This is a genomic window from Streptomyces sp. MMG1533, from assembly GCF_001279775.1.
In the GTDB taxonomy this organism is placed as follows: Bacteria; Actinomycetota; Actinomycetes; order Streptomycetales; family Streptomycetaceae; genus Streptomyces.
Genome location: NZ_LGDG01000100.1, coordinates 97,802 through 115,063, shown reverse-complemented (window position 1 = coordinate 115,063; position 17,262 = coordinate 97,802). Strand labels below are relative to the sequence as shown.

Sequence of the window (17,262 nt, the reverse complement as noted above, 5' to 3'; positions counted from 1 at the left end):
CCGCATCCGGGTGTGGCAGACTGCCGCGATGGTCGATCGGTCGTTCGGGGATCCCGAGCTCGCCGCGTTGTACGAGACGCTCAATCCGTGGCGGGCGGGGGACGACTTCTGTCTCGGGTTCGTGATGTCCGCCGGGTCCGTGCTGGACGTCGGATGCGGCACCGGCCGGCTGCTCAGGCAGGCCCGGCAGGCGGGACACCAGGGGCGGCTGGTGGGCCTCGACCCGGCTGCCGCCATGCTGGTGCTCGCGCGGCGCAGCGCACCGCGGATGGAATGGGTGCTCGGCGATCTGCTGACGCGGGACTGGCACGGGGAGTTCGATCTCGTCGTGATGACCGGGCACGCGTTCCAGACGCTCCTCAGCGATGAAGAGGTGCGGCTCGCGCTGCGGGCCGTACGCGCCGCACTCGCCGACGGCGGACGGTTCGTGTTCGAGACGCGGAACCCCGCCGCCCGCGCCTGGGAGAGATGGACACCGGAGCGGGTGTACCAGATCACCGGCCCGGACGGCGCCCCGGCACGCGTGTGGCACGAGGTCGAGCGACCCGTCCTCGGGGACCGGGTGACGTTCACCGAGACGTTCGAGGTCGGATCGTCGGAGCGGCCCGTGGTCAGCCGGACCACCCTGCGGTTCCTCGACGCCGACACCTTGTCCTGGTTCCTCTACGAGGCGGGCCTCACGGTCGTCGAGCAGTACGGCGACTGGGGGCGGGGGCCGTGCACCCCCGCGAGCCCCGAGATCATCACCGTGGCGCGGACCGCCCTCTAGGGTCTGTCCGGCGGAGCATGCCGCAGACGCGGGGCTTGGCACACCGATCTGCGGCGTTGTCGTCGGTTGCCGACTCCCCCAGGCCCCGCTCACCCGCGTCGACAAGGCACCGCCGATTTCCCGCGCCCTGATCCGCCGGAGAGGCCTGACCCCTAGTCCTCCTCCAGCGCCGCCAGCGCCGGGTCGAGGACGATGTCCTCCTCGCGGCCCTCGATCGTCGGCTCCTCCGGGAAGTGGCAGGCCGTCAGATGGCCACTGCGGTTGCCGGAGATCTGGATGAGCGCAGGCTCTTCGGTCGCGCACTTGTCCTGCGCCTTCCAGCAGCGGGTGCGGAACCGGCAGCCGGAGGGCGGGGAGATGGGCGAGGGGACGTCGCCGGCCAGTCGGATGCGCTCGCGCCGGGCCGCGTCGCCGTCCGTGAGGTTCACTTCCGGTACGGCGGACAGCAGGGCGTGGGTGTAGGGGTGGCGGGGGCGGGTGTAGATGGACTGGCGGTCGCCGACCTCGATGATCTTGCCGAGGTACATCACCGCCACACGGTGCGAGAAGTGCCGTACCACCGCCAGGTCGTGGGCGATGAACAGGAACGCGATGCCGAGTTCCTGCTGGACCTTCTTGAGCAGGTTGACCACCTGCGCCTGGATGGAGACGTCCAGCGCGGACACCGGCTCGTCGGCCACGATCAGCTTCGGCTCCAGGGCCAACGCGCGCGCGACACCGATGCGTTGACGCTGGCCGCCGGAGAACTCGTGCGGGAAGCGGTTGTAGTGCTCGGGGTTGAGACCCACGATCTCCAGCAGCTCACGGACACGCTTCTCCCGGCCGCCGTCCGGCTCGATCCCGTTGATCTCCATCGGGCCGGAGATGATCTTTCCGACCGTCTGCCGCGGGTTGAGCGAGGAGTACGGGTCCTGGAAGATCATCTGGATCTCGGACCTGATCGGTGCGAGCTCCTTGCGGTCGGCGTGGCTGATGTCCTTGCCGCGGTACGAGATCGTGCCGGCGGTCGGTTCCAGGAGCCGGGTGATCAGGCGCCCGGTCGTCGACTTGCCGCAGCCCGACTCGCCGACCAGCCCGAAGCTCTCGGCGACGTGCACGGTCAGGTCGATGCCGTCGACGGCCTGCACGGCGCCGACCGTCCGCCGGATCGGGAAGCCGCCCTTGACCGGGAAGTGCTTGGTGAGCCCCTCCACCACGAGCAGGGGCTCCCCGGGGCCGCCGGTGACGGCCTCGCGCGGGGCGGGGAGGACGAGATCCTCTTTCATGACTCCTCTTTCGTGTCCGTCACGACCGTTTCCGTCACGGCGATGTCCTCCTACCCCAGGCGGGGCTTGATCTCCTCGATGAAGATGGTGTGCTTCTGTTCCGCCGTGAGGTGGCACGCCGCGTCGCGGTCCGGGCCCAGCAGGGGGCGTTCGGTCACGCAGCGGGATCCGCCGACCCGGTCCTGGAAGGTGCAGCGGGGGTGGAAGCGGCATCCGGACGGAGGGGTGAGCAGCGACGGCGGGGCGCCGGGGATCGGCGCGAGGGGCGCGTCGAGGTCGGAGTTCAGGCGGGGCATCGAGTTCAACAGGCCCCAGGTGTACGGGTGCTGGGGCGCGCGCAGCACCTCGTTCACCGTGCCGCGTTCGACCGCGCCGCCCGCGTACATCACCATGATGTCGTCGGCCATGTCGGCGATGACCCCGAGGTCGTGCGTGATGAAGACGATCGCCGAGCCGAACTCCTGCTGGAGGTCCTTCAGAAGGTCGAGGATCTGGGCCTGGACGGTGACGTCGAGGGCCGTGGTCGGTTCGTCGGCGATCAGCAGGTCGGGGTCGCAGACCAGCGCCATCGCGATCATCGCGCGCTGGCGCATGCCGCCGGAGAACTGGTGCGGATAGTCCTTCGCCCGCTCCTTGGGGTTGGGGATGCCGACCTTGCCGAGCATCTCCACCGCACGCTCCCAGGCCGCCTTCTTGGAGGCACCGGTGTGCTTCATGAAGGGCTCGGCGATCTGCCGGCCCACCGTGTAGTACGGGGACAGGGCGGTGAGCGGGTCCTGGAAGATCATGGCGGCCTTGTTGCCGCGCACCTTCTCCAGTTCGGACTCCCGAGCGGTGGTCAGCTCCTGCCCCTCCAGGAGGATCTCGCCCTCGACGGTGGTGAACTTCGGGTTGTGCAGCCCCAGGATGGTCAGGTTGGTGACGGACTTGCCGGAGCCCGACTCTCCGACGATGCCCAGCGTCTTGCCGCGTTGCAGGTCGAAGGAGAGCCCGTCCACGGCCTTGACGATGCCGTCCTCGGTCTTGAACCTCACGTACAGGTCCCGCACCGACAGGAAGGCGCCCGCGTCCGCCGGGTTCGGGGATGCGGCTTCCTTGGTCAGAGTGGTCACGACAGTGCTCCTAGGACAGCCGCACGCGCGGGTCGATGAAGGCGTAGCAGGCGTCGACGATGATGTTGCACAGCAGGATCGCGGCGGCGGAGAAGATCATCACCCCGAGCAGCAGCGGAAGGTCGCTGAACTGCACCGACTCCACCGCGAGCCGTCCGAGGCCGGGCAGTCCGAAGGTGTACTCGGTGATGATCGCGCCGCCCAGCAGCGAACTGAGGTCGATGCCGAGGATGGTGATGATCGGGATGAGGGAGCCGCGCCAGGCGTACCGGAAGAAGACGTACTGCCGGGCCATGCCCTTGGCGCGGGCCGTGCGGACGTGTTCCTCCTGGAGCTGCTCGATCATCGCCGAGCGGGCCATACGGGTGTACTGAGCGGCGAAGATCGTCGACAGGACGGCCCAGGGGATCAGCAGCCCGGTGAACCAGGCGGCCGGATTGTCGGTGAGGCTGGTGTACTTGGGCTCGTCGAAGATGTGCGCCTGGTAGACCAGGATCGCCAGTGCCAGGGGGCCCAGGAAGTAGATCTGCATCGAGCTGATCACCATGGAGCCCGCGGTGAAGGACTTGTCGACGAGGGTTCCGCGCTTCCACGCCGCCAGCAGGCCGGTGCCGAGCCCGACGAAGAGGAACAGGATGGTGGCGCCGAACGCCAGTGAGAGCGTGAGCGGAAGCCGGTCCATCAGGGTCGACCAGACCGCCTCGTTGGTGTGGTACGAGTAGCCGAAGCACGGGGCGGGGCACGGTCCCTGCGGGAAGTTGTCGCGGCCCACCACCAGGCCCTGCAGGAAGATCCAGTACTGCTCCGGAATCGACTTGTCGAGACCGAGGGTGTGGTGGATGTTCGCCAGAGCGTCGGGGGTGCACGTCTTGCCGCACATCAGCAGCGCCGGGTCGCGGGGCATGCCGAAGAAGAGCAGGAAGGCGACCACGGTCAGCAGGACCAGGATCACGAGTGAGCCGAGGATCCGGCGGAAGAGGAAGCGCAGCATCTCAGTGGCAGCTTTCGGGCGTCGGAAGCCTGCGGCGAGGTGCGCCCCGTCACGGGACGGGACGCACCTGACGCCGCCTGGACGGGCGTTACTTCACGAACAGCCTGCGCGGGTCGACGCCGCCGATGACGTCGTCGTACACAAGGCCGCCGATCTTGGACCCGGCGATCTGGGTCTGCTTGTAGTACGCCGTCGGGATGTTGGAGACGACGTCCTTCACGATGTACTCGTTGATCTTGTTCCACTCCTCCGCGGCCTTCACCGGGTCGGTGATCGCTGCCACCCGGTCGATGTCCGCGTTGACCTTCTTGTCGTTGAGGTGCGCGTAGTTGGAGGCACCGTCCTGGATCTGGCGGCCGTCGTACAGCGGCGGGATCACGGTCGACGCGCTCGGCCAGTCGGCACCCCACGCGGTGTGGTAGATGTCGTAGTTGTTCTTGACCTTGCTGACCTGGTCGTAGTACGTCTCGGCCGGGATCTCCTGGCGCTGGACGTCGAAGCCGGCCTTCTCCAGTCCCGCCGCCATGGCGGTGGAGTACTGCTGGCCCTCAGGGGTGTTGATGTAGCCGAAGGTCAGCTTCAGGCCCGTCTTGCCGGCCTTCTCCAGCAGTTCCTTGGCCTTGGCCGGGTCACCGGCGGGCTTCTTCTTCTTGCCGAACGGGTCGAAGGTCGGGTCGTAGCCGGACACGGTCGGGCTGATCAGACCGCCGGCGACCTCCATCGCGTCGGTGCCGCCGAAGGCACGCACGAACGGGGTGACGGGCAGGGCGTACGCGATGGCCTCGCGGACCGCCTTGTCCTGCATCTCGGGCTGCGACAGGTTGATGTTCATCTGTCCCACGTACGGCTGGTAGCCGGAGACCGTGCGGGACTTCATCGTCGCGTCGGCGAGAACCTTCGACAGGTTGCCCGCGTCGACCTGGTTGCTGAAGCTGATCGCGGTGGCGTTCGCACCGCTGTCGTCGAGGATGGCCTTGGTCGAGTCCTCGAACTGCTTGTTGAACTCGAAGTTGAACTGGTTGACGTACTGATGGCGGACCGCGTCGGTGTCCGGGTCCCAGTTGGTGTTCTTCACCAGCGTCATCGACTTGCCGGACTTGAAGTCCTGGATCTTGTACGGGCCCGCGGCCATCGGGGCCTTGTCGTACTTCTCCTTGGTGTCCTTCTTCTCCGACACCATGGAGTACCCGGCCATCGCCAGGGCGTACGGCAGGTCGGGCTTCGCCTGCTCGAAGTGGAAGACGATGGTCTTGTCGTCCGGCGTCGACAGGGTGCTGTCCGGCAGGTGCTTGCCCTTGTACGGGCCGTCCGGGAGGAGCTTGCGGTACTCCGTGCCCGGGGTGTTGGCCAGCCACTGCTGGATGTACGTCGGGCCGTTGGAGACGAACGGGGCGAAGAGCCGCTCGAAGGTGTGCCGTACGTCGGCGGCGGTGATCGCGGAGCCGTCGGCCCACTTGATCCCGTCCTTCAGCTTGTACGTCCAGGTCTTGCCGCCGTCGGTGGTCTGGCCGCTGTCGGTGGCGAGGTCGCCGACGACCTCGTGCTTCTCACCGTCGTCACTGGTGGCCTTGTAGCTCGTCAGACCGCGGTGGATCAGCTGCGAGAGCGCCATCTCGTCCGAGACGTAGATCTGCCCCGGGTCGAGGTGCGCGAAGCTGTCCCGCTGGAGCACGGTCACCGTGCCGCCCGACTTGGCACCGGCGATCTCGGCCGCCGGACCGGTCGAGGCCTTGGCGTCACCGAAGGAGATGCCGGACTGCTGCCGCTCGGCGTTCTGTTCGTCCTCCTTGTTGTTGTCGCTTCCCTTGCTGCCACCCTCGCTGCAGCCGGTGAGCACGAGAGCCCCCGCCGCCAGCAGTGACAGCGCGGCGTACGCGTGGCGTCCACCCTTACCCATCACTCAGATTCCACCCATCTTGTGTCACCAGTGCGTATGAAGTGCAAACCGGCCATCAGTGCCATCCGGTATGTGTCGGGCGAGGATTGCCCCCAGCTTGGCGGTCAGCGCGCCGTCTTGGGATCGAAGGCGTCCCTGACCGAGTCCCCGAGCAGGTTGAACGCCACGATGAAAATGATCATCGAGATGCCCGGGAAGAACATGTAGGTGATGTCGTTCTGCATCACGAGTTCGGTCGACGCCTTGGAGAACATCTGCCCCCAGTCCGGCGTCGGTTCGACGATTCCGACACCGAGGAAGGACAGACCGGCCTCGGCGGTCACGAAGTTGGGGAGCATGTAGGTCGACTGCACCAGGATCGGCGTGACCACGTTGGGCAGGATCTCCTTGCGGATGATGCGCCTGGGGGACGCCCCGCTCACCTTGGCCGCCTCGATGAACTCCCGTTCCCGCAGGGCCAGAGTGGTGCCGCGCAGGATGCGGCCGAGGCTCATCCAGCCCAGGAACCACTGCACCGCGATGAGGGCGACCACCCGGACGTACACCGGCGTCTCGTCCCTGGGGCTCACGAAGAGCGAGACCACGACCGGCATGCTCGCGATGAAGAAGAGCTGCGCCGGGAAGGCGAGCAGGAAGTCGATCACCCGGCTGATCCAGTAGTCGGTCCGGCCGCCGAGATAGCCCGCGGCGACCCCGAGGAGGATGCCGGTGACGACGGTGGCGACCGTCACCGCCAGGGAGATCATCAGGGAGTTGCGGATGCCGAAGAGCAGCTTGGTGAAGACGTCGTAGCCGTTGCCAGGCTCCAGGCCGAACCAGAACTCGCCGCTGATGCCGCCGTTGGGCTGCAGGGGCACACCCGCGCTGTCGAAGAGTTCGGGGCGTTCGTCCGCGTACACCGTGTACGGATTCTTGCCGTACGCCTTGGAGATCAGCGGAGCCGCGAGGCCGACCGCGAAGAAGAAGATCACGACGCAGGCCGAGATCACGCCGGCGCGGTCGCGCTTGAAGCGGATCCACATCAACTGGCCGGGTGAGCGGCCGACCAGCTGCTGTTCCTCGGGTTTCTTCGTCGGCTCCGGTTCGCCGTCGACGACAACCGACGTCCCGCCGCCCTCGATGTCGATAGGACTTGTCACAGTTCGCCCATTTCACAGATGTGGGTGTGCCGAGCCGGCGACCGGCGCAGGCATGCGCCGGTCGCGGACCGGATCATGAGGAAGCGTCAGGGCACCCCGAAGCAGGCGGGAAACCCGCAGCCGGACGCGCGTAGGCGCTAGGGCGTGCTAAGCGGCCGGCCGCATGCGCTCAGAGGCAATCGCCGTACAGCGGCGGGCAGTTGACGGCTTTGGACGACGCTGTGACCCACCTGGTGCTTGTGACACCGCGCATGGGACTCCTCCTCATGACTCCACGTGTTCACCAACAGGAGGGGGCACATGTCTGACCTCCGACACCCCTGACGGAGGGTCAGGCACCCCCTGGTGCTCGTGAGTCGGCGCCGTCCCCACGGCGCGAGACCCATTGACCCGAGCGTTACGCGGCTAACTATCTGCCATGAGCCAACTACCGACCACCGTCTTTAAATCTCAATTCAGTCACAGCTGACGCGTACATCTTCCAAAACTTGGACAAACTGTTCGGCGTGAGATGGGTGCGAAACGGACGTGTTACATGTGTACCGGGCGAGGATCACCGCAATCCGGACAGGAGGCTGCCTGCGGATCAGGCCAAAACCGGTTGCAAAAAGCCCGGTTGCCCCACCATGGGGGCAACCGGGCTTCGGGCTGTGTGCCGACTGAGCGTCAGCCGTGCTTGGCGCGGCTCGCGGAGCGACCGCGCTCCTTCTGGTCGAGGACGACCTTGCGGATGCGAACGGCCTCCGGGGTCACCTCGACGCACTCGTCGTCGCGGCAGAACTCCAGGGACTGCTCCAGGGAGAGCTTGCGCGGCGGGACGATCGCCTCGAACGAGTCGGCGGCGGCGGAGCGCATGTTGGTGAGCTTCTTCTCCTTGGTGATGTTCACGTCCATGTCGTCGGCGCGGGAGTTCTCGCCGACGATCATGCCCTCGTACACCTCGGTGCCGGGGTCGGTGAACAGCACGCCACGCTCCTGGAGGTTCGTCATCGCGAAGGCGGTGACGGCACCCGCGCGGTCGGCGACCAGCGAACCGTTGTTACGGGTCGTCAGGGGGCCGAACCACGGCTCGTGGCCCTCGTGGATGGAGTGGGCGATGCCCGTGCCGCGCGTGCCGGTCAGGAACTCGGTCCGGAAGCCGATGAGTCCGCGGGAGGGGACGACGAACTCCAGGCGGACCCAGCCCGAGCCGTGGTTCGACATGTTGTCCATGCGGCCCTTGCGGACGCCCATGAGCTGCGTGACCGCGCCCATGTGCTCCTCGGGCACGTCGATCGTCATGCGCTCGACCGGCTCGTGGACCTTGCCGTCGATCTCCTGGGTGACCACCTGGGGCTTGCCGATGGTCAGCTCGAAGCCCTCGCGGCGCATCTGCTCGACCAGGATGGCGAGCGCCAGCTCACCACGGCCCTGGACCTCCCACGCGTCCGGACGCTCGGTGTCGAGCACCCGGAGCGAGACGTTACCGACCAGCTCGCGGTCCAGACGGTCCTTGACCTGACGGGCGGTGACCTTGCGGTCCTTGACCGCGGCCTTCGCGGAGGCGCCCTTGCCGGTGCCGCCGCGGCCGACCAGCGGCGAGGTGTTCGTACCGATCGTCATCGAGATCGCCGGCTCGTCGACCGTGATGAGCGGCAGCGCGATCGGGTTCTCGGGGTCGGCGAGGGTCTCGCCGATCATGATGTCCGGGATACCGGCCACGGCACAGATGTCACCGGGGCCCGCCATCTCGGCGGGCTTGCGGGTGAGCGCCTCGGTCATCAGCAGCTCGGTGATACGGACGTTGGACATCGTGCCGTCACGCTTGATCCACGTGACGGTCTGGCCCTTGCGCAGCTCGCCCTGCTCGACGCGGAGCAGCGCGATACGGCCGAGGAAGTTGTCCGCGTCCAGGTTGGTGACGTGCGCCTGGAGCGGGGCCTCCTCGTCGTACTCAGGGGCCGGGACGTGCGACAGGATCGTGGAGAAGAAGGGCTCCAGGCTGTCGCTGTCGGCCGGGACGGTGCCGTCCTCCGGCTTGGTCAGCGAGGCCACGCCGTCACGCGCACACGCGTAGACGATCGGGAACTCGATCTGGTCCTCGTCGGCGTCGAGGTCGAGGAAGAGGTCGTAGGCCTCGTTCACGACCTCTTCGATGCGCGAGTCCGGGCGGTCCGTCTTGTTGATGCACAGGATGACGGGCAGGCGGGCCTGCAGCGCCTTGCGCAGCACGAAGCGGGTCTGCGGGAGCGGGCCCTCGGAGGCGTCGACGAGCAGCACCACCGCGTCGACCATCGACAGGCCGCGCTCGACCTCGCCACCGAAGTCGGCGTGGCCGGGGGTGTCGATGATGTTGATGGTGATGACATCGCTGCCATCCTTCGGGTGGTACTTGACCGCCGTGTTCTTGGCCAGGATCGTGATGCCCTTCTCACGTTCCAGGTCGTTCGAGTCCATCATGCGGTCGTCGAGCGACTCGGCAGCGTGCGCGGCAAAGGCCCCCGCCTGCTTGAGCATGGCGTCGACGAGGGTCGTCTTGCCGTGGTCGACGTGGGCGACGATGGCGACGTTACGGATGTCGTGGCGCGTGGCCATATTGCGGCGATCTCCCGGAGTGTGAGGAAGGCCTGCGCGTATGTGTGTGTTACGCGGACCCTGCCGGGCTGGACACGCCACGGCCTCACCCCATGGTACGTGGCCCTGACAGAGACGACCTCCACAGGGCCACGCGGGCTCACTGCGACGAAGGGCTCGCGGGCTGATTCACGCTCTTCTCGAGGAAGCCCATGTCCTCGTAGACCGGGGTCTGGAAGCCGAAGGCACCGGCGTTGACCAGGCTCTTCCGTGCGACCGTGAGCTGGGGGCGCTGGTAGAGGGGGATGGAGCCGGCGGCCGCCCAGATTCGGGAGTCGGCCTTGCGGATGAGGCCTCGGCGCTCGTTCTCGTCGAGCGTGGCGATGGCCTCGTCGAAGAGCTGGTCGACCTGGTCGGTGCCGACGCGGGTGTAGTTCTGCTCGACGTTCAGGGAGCCGTCGGCGGCCGGCACCGGCTTGGCGAAGATCGGGCGGGCGTCGGTCGCGGGGAAGGCGGAGGCGGGCCAGGAGTAGAGGGCGAGGTCGTACTGGCCGGACGCGATGTGGTCCTTGAAGTAGCTCTCGTCGGTGACCTTGGAGATCTCGGTGCGGATGCCGACCTTCTTCAGCATGCGGCTGATCCGGTCGGCGACGGTGCCCAGGGTCTGGGAGCCGGGGCCCGAGGGGAGCACGAAGCGGAGGGTGAGCGGCTTGCCGTCCTTGGCGAGCGCCTTGGCCGCGGTGCCCGCAGGGGCGGCGGTGCCGAGGGGGGCGTAAGCGCCGGGCGCGCCGCCCTGCTTCAGCTTGTTCGCGTACTGCTTGCCGTCCTGGGCGAGGTGCCTGCCGCCACTCTCCTCGCTCTTGTCCGTCCGGCTCTCGGACTGCTTCCTCTTCTCCCGGTCGGCGTCATGGGGAGCCTTGTCGTCCTCACCGACGATGTACGTCCCGTCGTCGCCCCCTGCCGACTCCTCCTCGGCCTTCTCTGCCTTCTCTGCCTTCTCTGCCTTCTCTGCCTTCCCGGCCTTCTCGGCCTTCTCCCCCTTGGCGCCGGCTGCCTTCTCGCCCTTCTTCTTCTCCTCCTTGACCGGCCCGCCGAGCACCCATCCGGCGTCCGCGAGCAGCGCCTCCGCCTCCGCGGTGTCCTGCCCGCCGAGGGCGCCGCTGTTGTCGGCGTAGGCGGCCTGCCCGGACAGTGCGAGGTGGCTGCCGACCGGCTCGGCGGGCAGCCCGAGCGGTGTGAGGACGGTCTTCGCGAGCGCCTCCCGGTCGAGGGCACGGGCGACGGCCCGGCGGACGCGTTCGTCGGCGAGCGGGCCGCCGGCGCCGTTGAGGGCGAGCTGGGTGTAGGCGGGCTCCAGGGACTTGCGGACCTCGAAGCCCTGGAGGGCGGCCTTCTGCCGGCTCTCGTCCCCGGCGGCCGCCCTGCGGCCGCCCGGGCCCTGGAGCGGGGTGCTCGTGCCCTTGTCCCGACCACGCGCGGAGAGGGTGATGCGTCCGGCGGACTCGGGGTCGATCTCGGCGAGGTCGATCGTCCCGGCGGCCAGCGCGGCGGCCCGCTTGTCGCGCGGTACGGCCCGCAGCACGATCTCGGAGAGCTTGGCGGGCTGCCCCCACCAGCGCGGATTGCGGGCGAGGGTGACCTCGTCGTCCTTGCGGTCGACCTTCTTCAGGGCGAAGGGACCGGCGGTGACCTTGAGCTTCCGCCGCGCCCCGTCGTTGAAGGAGTCCGGCGTGCCCATGACGTCCTTCGGGTACAGCGGCGAGAACAGCGACCGCCAGTCGGCGTACGGCCGCCCGAAGGTGACGCGTACCTCCAGGTCGTTCGCCCCGCGCTCGATCTTCTCGATGCGGTCGTACCCGGCGTTGCGCGCGGTCCAGTACGCGGTGTCCTTGCCGGACAGGGCCCGCCACTGGGCGGCGAAGTCGGCGGCGCCGATCTCCCGGCCGTCGCTCCACACGGCCTGCTGGTTCAGCTTGTACAGCACGACCTGCTTCGGCTCGGTGTCGACGACCTTCGCGGACTCCAGGTAGTCGGGGTTGCGCTCCGGGCGCCCGTTCCGGTCCAGCCGGTACATCGAGGGCAGTACGGCCTGGGCGACCCGGCTGGTCGCCGCGTCCGCGTCCGCCTGGAACGTGTTCAACGTCTCCGGTACGGCGTCCACGGCCCAGCGCAGGGTGCCGCCGTCGGCGATCCGGGCGCGGGCGGCGGGTGCGATGTCCTGTCCGGCGAGCGGCCTGCCCGCCTGGTCCTCGGAACTGCATCCGGCGAGCACGGACACCGCGAGCGTGCCCGCGGTGAGGAAGGAGACCGAGCGCATGACCGAGCGCAGTCTGACGCCGTCGTGGGACATCTCTGCTTACCTCCGGGAGCCGCGGGCGTTATGATCACTTTTGGCGGTATATGGAGCTGATCACATGTATGCGGCCACTGAAGAGGAAAGGGTTCGGCAACGGGCGGCGACACGGCGACGACAGCCGGGAACGTCACCCGTGCGGCGCAACGCACCACGGAATGCACCCATACGCCTCGGCCAATCGGTGCACGTCCCTTCCCACCGACAGGTGTGACGCGCAACACTCGCAGGCGCATGAACGTTGCCGCCCAGGGCACACCCGCCCACGGAAGTGAGGTCACGTCATGTCCGTGCACGACGAACTGACATCAGTCCAACGCTGCCTCGACGATCTGACCCGGTCGGTCGGACGCCTGGAGCAGCAGCTCGGCAGCGGCGGGCTCGACATGCGCCGCGTCCGCGCCGATGCCGAGCACCTGCGCGACAGCGTCGCGCTGCTGCGTGAGGCGGCCACCACGCCGGCCACGCCCAGGCGCCCCGATCTCGTCACCATCCCCGACACCCCGTACGACGACTCACTGTGGATCGACTCGGACGACGAGGGACTCGGCGCCCGGGACCGGCACGCCCCCTGACCCGACCGGAGTCATGAATTGGCCACTGGTACGGAACCTCCCGCAACAGAAGATCCCCATCCGCTGCGCGGCGGCGTACGCACCCGTACGCGCGCCGCGATCGACGCCCCGCACCTGCGCACCGACCGCTGGTGGCTGGCACCGGCCGCCACGGCGGCCGGTCTGCTCGCGTTCATCGTGTACTCGACCTGGCGGGCGTTCGCGAACGCCGACTACTACGCGGCGCCGTACGTCTCGCCCTTCTACTCCCCCTGTCTGGCCGAGAACTGCGAGCCGATGCGCCACGGCCCCAACACCGACCTCTTCGGCGGCTGGTGGGGCATCTCCCCCGCGATCATCATCCTGATCTTCCCGCTCGGCTTCCGCCTGACCTGCTACTACTACCGCAAGGCGTACTACCGGGGCTTCTGGGCATCCCCGCCGGCCTGCGCGGTGGCCGAGCCGCACAAGAAGTACACGGGCGAGACCCGCTTCCCGCTGGTGCTGCAGAACATCCACCGGTACTTCTTCTACGCCGCTATCGTCGTCGCCGGGATCCTGACCTACGACACCGTGCTCGCCTTCCGCGACGAGCACTACGAGTGGGGCCACATGGGCCTCGGCACCCTGGTCTTCCTGGCCAACATCGTGCTGATCTGGGCGTACACCCTCTCCTGCCACTCCTGTCGGCACATCGTCGGCGGCAAGCTCAAGCACTTCTCCAAACACCCCGTGCGCTACAAGGCGTGGCAGCTGGTCGGCAAGCTGAACGCCCGTCACATGCAGCTCGCCTGGGCGTCGCTCGTGAGCGTGGCGCTGGCCGACTTCTACGTGTACCTGGTCGCCTCCGGTGCCTTCGACGACCCGACCCTCTTCTAACAGACAAAAGGGGCTTCTGAATGTCCGTTGTGGACCGGCAGCAGTGGGACGTCGTCGTGGTCGGCGCCGGCGGTGCCGGACTGCGCGCCGCCATCGAGGCCCGTGAGCGGGGCGCCCGTACGGCCGTGATCTGCAAGTCGCTGTTCGGCAAGGCGCACACGGTGATGGCCGAGGGCGGCATCGCGGCCGCGATGGGCAATGTGAACTCCGGCGACAACTGGCAGGTCCACTTCCGCGACACCATGCGCGGCGGCAAGTTCCTCAACCAGTGGCGGATGGCCGAACTGCACGCGCAGGAGGCTCCGCAGCGGGTGTGGGAGCTGGAGACCTGGGGCGCCCTCTTCGACCGCACGAAGGACGGCCGGATCTCGCAGCGCAACTTCGGCGGCCACGAGTACCCGCGTCTCGCGCACGTCGGCGACCGTACGGGCCTGGAACTGATCCGCACGCTCCAGCAGAAGATCGTGTCGTTGCAGCAGGAGGACTTCAAGGAGACCGGCGACTACGAGTCCCGGCTGAAGGTGTACCAGGAGTGCACGGTCACCCGGGTCCTCAAAGACGGCAACCGGGTCTCGGGCGTCTTCGCCTACGACCGCGAAACCGGCCGTTTCTTCGTCCTCGAAGCCCCGGCCGTGGTGATCGCGACCGGCGGCATCGGCAAGTCCTTCAAGGTGACGTCGAACTCGTGGGAGTACACGGGCGACGGCCACGCGCTGGCCCTGCTCGCGGGTGCGCCCCTGCTGAACATGGAGTTCGTGCAGTTCCACCCGACGGGCATGGTCTGGCCGCCGTCGGTGAAGGGCATCCTCGTCACGGAGTCGGTGCGCGGCGACGGAGGGGTGCTCCGGAACTCCGAGGGCAAGCGGTTCATGTTCGACTACATCCCCGACGTCTTCAAGGAGAAGTACGCCCAGTCGGAGGAGGAGGGCGACCGCTGGTACGAGGACCCGGACCACAACCGGCGTCCGCCGGAGCTGCTCCCTCGTGACGAGGTGGCCCGCGCGATCAACTCCGAGGTCAAGGCGGGCCGCGGCTCCCCGCACGGCGGCGTCTTCCTCGACGTGTCGACGCGGATGCCCGCCGAGGTCATCCGGCGCCGGCTGCCGTCCATGTACCACCAGTTCAAGGAGCTGGCCGACGTCGACATCACGGCGGAGCCGATGGAGGTCGGGCCCACCTGCCACTACGTGATGGGCGGCATCGCCGTCGAGTCGGACACGGCGGCCGCGCGCGGAGTGCCGGGCCTGTTCGCGGCCGGTGAGGTCGCGGGCGGCATGCACGGCTCCAACCGCCTCGGCGGCAACTCGCTCTCCGACCTGCTGGTGTTCGGCCGGCGGGCCGGCCTGCACGCGGCGGACTACGCGACCGGGCTCGGGGCGGACCGCCCGCCCGTGGACGACACCCAGATCGACACGGCCGCGGCGGAGGCCCTGCGCCCCTTCTCCGCGGAGGGTCCGGCGCCGGGGGAGCCGGAAAGGGCGGACGGCCGCCCGCCCGAGAACCCGTACACCCTCCACCAGGAACTCCAGCAGACCATGAACGACCTCGTCGGCATCATCCGCCGCGAGGCGGAGATGCAGCAGGCCCTGGAGAAGCTGGCCGATCTGCGCGTACGGGCCCGGCGGGCCGGCGTCGAGGGCCACCGCCAGTTCAACCCGGGCTGGCATCTCGCCCTGGACCTCAGGAACATGCTCCTGGTCAGCGAGTGCGTGGCCCGGGCCGCGCTGGAGCGGACGGAGTCGCGCGGCGGCCACACCCGCGAGGACCATCCGGCGATGGACCGCAAGTGGCGCGCCGTCAACCTCCTGTGCCAACTCACCGATCCCACGGGCGGGTTGGCGGCCACCGACCCGGTACACGGCCAGATCGACCTCACCCGCGAGTCCACCGACCCCATCCGCCCCGACCTGCTCGCCCTCTTCGACAAGGAGGAGCTGGTCAAGTACCTCGCCGAAGAGGAGCTGTACGAATGAGCGGCTACACGGCCCACTTCAAGGTGTGGCGGGGTGATGTGAAGGGCGGCGGCCTGGAGGACTTCAAGGTCGAGGTGAACGACGGCGAGGTCGTCCTCGACATCGTCCACCGCCTCCAGGCCACCCAGGCCCCCGACCTCGCCGTCCGCTGGAACTGCAAGGCGGGCAAGTGCGGTTCGTGCTCGGCGGAGATCAACGGGCGGCCCCGGCTGATGTGCATGACCCGCATGTCGGTGTTCGCCCCCGAGGAGACGATCACCGTCACTCCCCTGCGCGCCTTCCCGGTCGTACGGGATCTCGTCACGGACGTCGGCTTCAACTACACCAAGGCGCGCGAGGTCCCGGCCTTCGTGCCGCCGGACGATCTGGGACCCGGCGAGTACCGGATGATGCAGGAGGACGTGGACCGCTCGCAGGAGTTCCGCAAGTGCATCGAGTGCTTCCTGTGCCAGGACACCTGCCATGTGGTCCGCGACCACGAGGAGAACAAACCGGCGTTCGCCGGCCCGCGCTTCCTGATGCGGGTCGCGGAACTGGACATGCACCCGCTGGACGCGGCGGCGGAATCCGGCCTCGACCGCAAACAGACGGCCCAGGACGAACACGGCCTCGGCTACTGCAACATCACCAAGTGCTGCACGGAGGTCTGCCCCGAGGGCATCAAGATCACGGACAACGCACTGATCCCCTTGAAGGAACGGGCCGTCGACCGCAAGTACGACCCGCTCGTGTGGCTCGGGAACAGGATCCGGCGGCGGTCCTCGTCAGACTGAGGCCCGCAGGTACCCCGAGTGCGCCACCTGGCCCAGGAAGGTGAACCGGGTGTCGGTGGCCATGTGCTTCTCGAACGCCTCCTTGATGCCCGGCCACTTGGGGTGCCCGAAGTCGTCCAGTACGACGATGCCGCCCGGCGCGACGATCTGCTCGGCCCACTCCAGGTCCGCCGCCACGCCGGCGGCCGAGTGGTCGCCGTCGACGATGATCACGCCGTAGGAGCGGTCGGAGACCAGGGCGCGCACCTCGGGGTCCTCGGAGAAGCCCTGCTGGATCCGGGCCGCGGCACCGGCCGCGCCCGCCAGCGACAGATTGGTGCGCACCGCGGCTCCCCGCACCGGGGTGCCCGAGGCGTCGTCCCCCATGGTGGCGCCGGGCTGCAACTGCGTCCCCGCGAGCGGATCGACGATCGTCAGCCGCGGATCACGCCCCGCACGCTCCATCATCCGGATCAGTGCGGCGCCGAACATCCCGTACAGGGTGCCGATCTCCAGGATCTCGTCGTTCGGCGGATCGAGCAGCGGTACGGCGGACAGCTTGCCGACGATGTTCATGGTGCCGCCGGCGATCCGGCCGACCCCGAGCGCCTCCAGCGCGATGAGCAGCCGGAACGCCTGGGCGACATTGCGCTCCGCGCCGTTCTTGTCCCCGGTGACCTGCGCCAGCTCCTCGATCGCGCGGTTGAGATGGGACGCGGACGGCAGCCGTGACGCGCCGCGCCCGGTGCCGTCGAAGAACAGCTCCAGGGGGCGCTGACGGCTGCGCAGCTTGTCCAGTTCCTGCTGCACCGCCTCGGCCTTGGTGTTCCCGGTGGTGCCTCCGATGCTTTTCCCGCCGGTGTTCCCGACGGCGCGGCGGACCTGGCGCTCGATGCGCTGGTCGATGAGTTCGACGATCGGCCGCAGGGCACGCCGGGCAGCCTGGCTGGTGAGTAGCGCTCGCATCCGGGGACCGTAGGACGCTCACAGCCCGCCCACAACCAACGGAAGGACCCGTGCGGGCA

13 protein-coding genes are annotated in these 17,262 nt (G+C 68.4%); 5 read left to right on the top strand and 8 right to left on the bottom strand.

All coding sequences use genetic code 11. The annotated features are described in order from the left end of the window. The first annotated feature begins 28 nt into the window (after positions 1-28). Positions 29-769 carry a class I SAM-dependent methyltransferase gene (locus ADK57_RS12450; RefSeq protein ID WP_053749472.1) on the top strand — a complete coding sequence of 247 codons (741 nt, stop codon included), beginning with the start codon at positions 29-31 and terminating at the stop codon, positions 767-769. Between the two features lie 152 nt (positions 770-921). On the opposite strand, the gene ADK57_RS12445 is transcribed toward ADK57_RS12450, so the two are convergent. The 7 genes from ADK57_RS12445 to ADK57_RS12415 form a co-directional block, all read right to left on the bottom strand. After that, the gene (locus ADK57_RS12445; protein ID WP_053749471.1) at positions 922-2,034 is read right to left on the bottom strand and encodes an ABC transporter ATP-binding protein; all 1,113 of its coding nucleotides are present in this window, start codon (positions 2,032-2,034) and stop codon (positions 922-924) included. A 50-nt stretch (positions 2,035-2,084) separates the two neighbouring features. Next, positions 2,085-3,146, bottom strand: coding sequence for an ABC transporter ATP-binding protein (locus ADK57_RS12440; protein ID WP_053749470.1), 1,062 nt, complete (start codon positions 3,144-3,146; stop codon positions 2,085-2,087). A 10-nt stretch (positions 3,147-3,156) separates the two neighbouring features. After that, complete coding sequence (locus ADK57_RS12435; RefSeq protein ID WP_053749469.1) at positions 3,157-4,137, bottom strand: ABC transporter permease; 981 nt, start codon at positions 4,135-4,137, stop codon at positions 3,157-3,159. Between the two features lie 88 nt (positions 4,138-4,225). Continuing rightward, positions 4,226-6,034 carry an ABC transporter substrate-binding protein gene (locus ADK57_RS12430; RefSeq protein WP_053749468.1) on the bottom strand — a complete coding sequence of 603 codons (1,809 nt, stop codon included), beginning with the start codon at positions 6,032-6,034 and terminating at the stop codon, positions 4,226-4,228. Between the two features lie 104 nt (positions 6,035-6,138). Continuing rightward, positions 6,139-7,173 carry an ABC transporter permease gene (locus ADK57_RS12425; protein ID WP_053749467.1) on the bottom strand — a complete coding sequence of 345 codons (1,035 nt, stop codon included), beginning with the start codon at positions 7,171-7,173 and terminating at the stop codon, positions 6,139-6,141. Between the two features lie 666 nt (positions 7,174-7,839). Beyond that, on the bottom strand, positions 7,840-9,747 hold the full coding sequence (gene typA / locus ADK57_RS12420) for a translational GTPase TypA (RefSeq protein WP_053749466.1): 1,908 nt from the start codon (positions 9,745-9,747) through the stop codon (positions 7,840-7,842). 139 nt (positions 9,748-9,886) lie between these two features. Next, positions 9,887-12,076: an ABC transporter family substrate-binding protein gene (locus tag ADK57_RS12415; RefSeq protein ID WP_053749465.1), complete on the bottom strand. Its 2,190-nt coding sequence runs from the start codon at positions 12,074-12,076 to the stop codon at positions 9,887-9,889. Between the two features lie 287 nt (positions 12,077-12,363). On the opposite strand from ADK57_RS12415, the gene ADK57_RS12410 reads away from it, so the two are divergent. From ADK57_RS12410 to ADK57_RS12395, 4 genes are read left to right on the top strand one after another with little or no spacing between them, the layout of a single operon-like run. Then, entirely contained in the window at positions 12,364-12,654 is a 291-nt protein-coding gene (locus ADK57_RS12410; RefSeq protein WP_053749464.1) for a hypothetical protein, read from the top strand. Positions 12,655-12,672: 18 nt separating this feature from the next. Further along, a complete protein-coding gene (locus ADK57_RS12405; RefSeq protein WP_053749463.1) occupies positions 12,673-13,512 on the top strand; it encodes a hypothetical protein in 840 nt (279 codons plus the stop codon). Positions 13,513-13,532: 20 nt separating this feature from the next. Continuing rightward, positions 13,533-15,485 carry a fumarate reductase/succinate dehydrogenase flavoprotein subunit gene (locus ADK57_RS12400; RefSeq protein ID WP_053749462.1) on the top strand — a complete coding sequence of 651 codons (1,953 nt, stop codon included), beginning with the start codon at positions 13,533-13,535 and terminating at the stop codon, positions 15,483-15,485. Beyond that, positions 15,482-16,258, top strand: a complete 777-nt coding sequence (locus ADK57_RS12395) for a succinate dehydrogenase/fumarate reductase iron-sulfur subunit (RefSeq protein WP_053749461.1) — start codon at positions 15,482-15,484, stop codon at positions 16,256-16,258. Before ADK57_RS12400 ends, ADK57_RS12395 begins: the two co-directional genes overlap by 4 nt. Here the strand turns inward: ADK57_RS12395 and ADK57_RS12390 are convergent. After that, complete coding sequence (locus tag ADK57_RS12390; RefSeq protein WP_053749460.1) at positions 16,250-17,203, bottom strand: class I SAM-dependent methyltransferase; 954 nt, start codon at positions 17,201-17,203, stop codon at positions 16,250-16,252. The two genes, ADK57_RS12395 and ADK57_RS12390, sit on opposite strands and share 9 nt — an antisense overlap. Positions 17,204-17,262: the final 59 nt, after the last annotated feature.